At 42.7% G+C, this 4,185-nt stretch carries 5 protein-coding genes; 2 read left to right on the forward strand and 3 right to left on the reverse strand.

Features of this window, described 5'->3' with window-relative positions; translation table 11 throughout:
• The first annotated feature begins 172 nt into the window (after window positions 1-172).
• Both QUA38_RS27725 and QUA38_RS27730 read left to right on the forward strand, forming a co-directional pair.
• On the forward strand, window positions 173-415 hold the full coding sequence (locus QUA38_RS27725) for a transposase (protein WP_333167564.1): 243 nt from the start codon (window positions 173-175) through the stop codon (window positions 413-415).
• A 103-nt stretch (window positions 416-518) separates the two neighbouring features.
• Complete coding sequence (locus QUA38_RS27730; RefSeq protein WP_333167566.1) at window positions 519-1,043, forward strand: hypothetical protein; 525 nt, start codon at window positions 519-521, stop codon at window positions 1,041-1,043.
• A gap of 202 nt (window positions 1,044-1,245) precedes the next feature.
• Here the strand turns inward: QUA38_RS27730 and QUA38_RS27735 are convergent, their stop codons facing one another.
• The 3 genes from QUA38_RS27735 to QUA38_RS27745 form a co-directional block, all read right to left on the reverse strand.
• The gene (locus QUA38_RS27735) at window positions 1,246-1,884 is read right to left on the reverse strand and encodes a group II intron maturase-specific domain-containing protein (protein WP_333167572.1); all 639 of its coding nucleotides are present in this window, start codon (window positions 1,882-1,884) and stop codon (window positions 1,246-1,248) included.
• Between the two features lie 87 nt (window positions 1,885-1,971).
• On the reverse strand, window positions 1,972-3,036 hold the full coding sequence (locus tag QUA38_RS27740; RefSeq protein WP_333167568.1) for a reverse transcriptase domain-containing protein: 1,065 nt from the start codon (window positions 3,034-3,036) through the stop codon (window positions 1,972-1,974).
• A gap of 859 nt (window positions 3,037-3,895) precedes the next feature.
• Window positions 3,896-4,185, reverse strand: a 290-nt coding sequence (locus tag QUA38_RS27745) for a hypothetical protein (RefSeq protein WP_333167570.1), incomplete at its 5' end; no start/stop codon positions are given.

Consider the following 4,185-nt stretch of genomic DNA (forward strand, 5'->3'; position numbering starts at 1 on the left):
AGTAGTGGTTTCCTCAATTTTTTCTTGGTAGTTTACTTTCATATAACTATCCTTAAACTCTCATAGTATTGTAGCATCATTTTGGAGAAGTGGTATAAGAATGTTTAAAAAAAATTAATCACCACTTATAAATTCCCAAATACCAAATACTATATATCAAGGGTGCATCTCAGTGAAAGCAAATACATCAAGCGGAAAGTTTATTATTGAGATAAGCACAGGGCCGAAAATGGATAGAGGAAACACCCTCGACATTCCACGCTCACTCGATATTTTTACCCTTATCAAAGGACAAGTGGTGCTGAGGGATAAGGCCATGTTTCATCAAGGTGGTCGAATTGAAGAATTAATTCAAAGTGCAGGATATAGACTGTTATATTTACCAACTTTCTCTCCGGATTTCAACTTGCATTGACCAATGCTGGTCTTTGCCCGGCTTTAATTCGTAAACTAAAGAATCAGTTTAATTCTTTAGCAGATGCGTTGGAGGCTGTTTTAGGAATTGCGTCCTAACCGCTTTGGCGGGTGCTATATCTTTTACTTTAGCGCAGGATGCTGTGGGCTATCATTACGAACACGAAACAAACAATCTCGATCGCTCTTTCTGCCGCTCTCGTCAGGAAGGGCGCTCGAATGTTTTGATCGGCGGCAGACACCCGGAACTGAGACCGACGCTGCACATCAAAGACTACGAAACTCCTTATTTTTTGGTAGACAAGATTGTGGTGCCGCTGACGTTTTTCTGGCCGGCGGTTGTGGATTGGCTGGCTGTGGGAGTCAGGAAATCTCTGGACTTGCTTGAAAGCTTGGGGATGCGGGAAACTTGGCGGTGGTTGCGGGCCAAATTGCGCGGTTATTGGTATTTGCGGGGTGTGATTGATGAACTCAAAACTAGATCAGCAATTTTTAGTTTTATGGACGGAGACCCGGCGCGTGCTGATTTGGACAATCGCGAAAATGTGGGTCGGGCTGGTGAGAACACTCATCAAGTGGGTTGTATAGGAGTGATTCTTAGCTCAATGGGATCCTACAATACTCTATAATAGATTATGGTTTTTTGTGCCGTTATACTTAACATTGGGCTTTATTGTCAAAAAAGAGTATTTTCTGGGGGTAGGGTCGAGAGAAGATGTTACCATCTTCTCCCTCCCATTCGGAACCCTGCTTGCCATTTTCACGGCACACGGCTAATCGGGTGTACTCTTGTCCTTTGAGGACTTCTCTTTCTTCCGACTTGCTTGAGGTTTATTTTCCGGAAAATACGAGTTCCAGGTTATGTTTCCTGATTAATTCCAAGTCAGTTTTAGTTTTAACATCGTGACAATGCCGATGCAATAGTTGAAGATTTTTGTACTCATCCTTACCTCCAATGGCTCTGGGGACGATGTGGTCAACTTTCATTACATCTTCATTTCTGAAAATAAATTCGCAATGAGAACATTTACCCTTCTGCTTTTTTAAGAGCAGTGCCAATCGACTTGGTAATTCAGGGTTTTTCCCCATTCTTGAACTCCAATAAACCAGGTCGCCATCGTAAGGACTTTTATCCCCTTTAACTTTCACATAGTCGGTGCTGCTACACTCGAATTCACTATGCTTTAGTAACCGAAGGGGGTTCGCTCCCTCTTCTCTGGTTGAGAATACCCAGTTATCACCGCCAATGGATTGCCAATACAGTTGATGTCCTGTCTTGATGTTTCCACAACGGCGTTTTGCCCAACGTCGAAGTTTCAGGTATGTGAGGTGATCTTGTTTAGACAGTTCTCCAACGGTTTTAGCGTCAGAGTTAGTATAGAAAGAAGTCCATCCCCTTATCACAGGGTTTAAGTCTCTAATTAACGCCGATTGTGGCGATGACCTATGGTTTTTGATGATTCTTCCGATTTACTCTTGGTGAGCCTTACTTGACTTCTTATTTGGGGTAATGAGTGTTTTAAAACCTAATATCTCACCTTTAGTATTTAAACTGCTTCAGTGTTTTCCAGCAGGGTATTGCCTTATGTGATGACCGAGAAAGTCAAATCCAGCTTTACCATCCTCACTTAATTCATCCTTGAAAGTGTGAGTTAGCCTCGTCTTTTCAGGTTTCAATTCTAAGCCCATACCACTTAACCATTCCGAAATTATTTCTCGGCATCTTTGGACTACGATTTTTGCTTCACATAGAATCACAAAGTCATCGGCATATCGAATTATATTCGGGTTGCCTACCTGTTTTCCAAATTTGGAAATTGAGTTTCTTATGTGGTTTCCTGTATCGTGTGGGAACTCTTTTTCTATGTGTTGTTCCAAGCCGTGGAGGGCAATGTTTGCCAGTAGCGGAGAAATTACCCCACCCTGTGGCGTACCCTCAGATGTTGCAGTGAAAACTCCATCATCAATTACTCCAGATTTTAGCCAGGATTTTACTTGTCTCCTGACCTTGCCTTTTATATTCAACTTTTGAAGTAGTTCATAATGGTTGATGCGGTCAAAACACTTGGCTATGTCTGCATCTAATACAAACTTCGCCTTATGTTGAGTACAGAGTTTAATCTGCCTAATCGCATCGTGACATGACCTGCCCGGTCTAAAACCATAGCTGTTTGGCTCAAAAATTGCCTCCCATTCCGGCTCAAGTGCGGATTTTACTACGGCTTGTAAAGCTCTGTCGTACATTACAGGTATACCCAGTGGGCGTTTTTCATTACTTCCTGGTTTTGGTATCCAAACTCTTCTTGTCGGTTTAGATCTGCCAGTTAGCTTTAATTCCCTTGCCAGTTCTAGACGAGCTGCTGGGGACAAGGATTTAGCCCCATCCACTCCTGCCGTCTTTTTTCCCTGGTTGTCCTGAGTTACTCTTCTTACTGACAAAATCCTATTAGACCAAGACCTCATCAGCGTCTTTTGAAGTTTGCGAACTTTCTTGACATCTCCACAACGGGAAGCAGCGAAAATGCGTTTTTGCAACTTGAAAACATATCTTTCGGCTTGACGCCAATTAATAGCTTTCCATCCCTCTGTATTTGTTGCCAAATCAGAATTAGGTTTGTTCATTACTAATTACACCTTTTCACTTAATCACCTTCGCGGTTTACGTCAGCATATCCTGGGCATTCCCCCATCCCTTTTTCGGCATTACCTGTTATTTCAGGTTAGGCATTGGCTTCTTAAACCATCCCAGCCTTTCGTAGCTTGTAGCCTGACAGCTTACCTCAACAATTGAATTGAAAAGGAGCATACAAAAGGATTACATCGTTCCTACTATCCATTAATTAAATCCGTTAGGGTTTGTCTTCTCCGCCGGGGTTATAGGTTGTGCCCTATCTTGGTCGTAGAATCCTGATAGTCCTTACCCTTGTCAGATATTCCTGACCCAGAAGTTCAGATTTCTCTGATTAGCTTATATCCTCTGGTAATGGATTACGACGGTTGAATCGACAATTCGTTAGCTGGCGCTTCTACCCCACGACTTCATTACTTTCGTAGTGATTCGGTTATAGGATTTTTGCTTGCGGGGTCGGTATTCAGCTATCCCGATTGCCCGTTTTCACCCTCGCTTTACACAATGATTGTCAATCTTTGTGTAGAGGAAACCAGATTTAACTCTGGTTCTCTGTGTGCTTTCAATCATGCACCATGATGTCAGGGCTTGATTTATTTTGGATTTAAGTTATGATGTTGGTTTGCGCCTTCATCTTTCCTGTTTTTCCCTAGTTATCTTAGCTAGATTGCTCGACTAGGTTTTCTCACCTGCATGGATAGTAAGTTGTGGGCGATAGGGGATTTAAGTGCGAACTCTAACCCTAACGGGTTTACCCCATCGCTGCTAGCCATCCCCCCTTTCGGGTTTCGGCTAAACGAATCGCACCTGCGTCTCTATTTTGACAACTGGCTTGGGATTGCTATAGAACTACTACTTGCGAAAGTTGGAATTGTGAGAGTCCTTAATTGTTTGGTATATTGCCCTTGAATAGTAGCCGATCGCAATTAAAGCGGAAATGAGGAACGATCGCACAAACCGGGTTTTGTCAAAAAATCTGATTTTTAGAGGTGGCATTAATAATGGCGAGGCTTGGTGGCGGTCTGCTGCCAATAACACCTGCAATTGACACAAGCCTCGACGAGAGATCGTTGCCGGTGGTAAAAGTTGTGTTGGGAAAAAACTTGACATCAGCGGGTAATTGAAAGTAAAAATAAATAAAA

This window comes from Microcoleus sp. Pol12B4 (assembly GCF_036701385.1).
Classification (GTDB): domain Bacteria; phylum Cyanobacteriota; class Cyanobacteriia; order Cyanobacteriales; family Microcoleaceae; genus Microcoleus.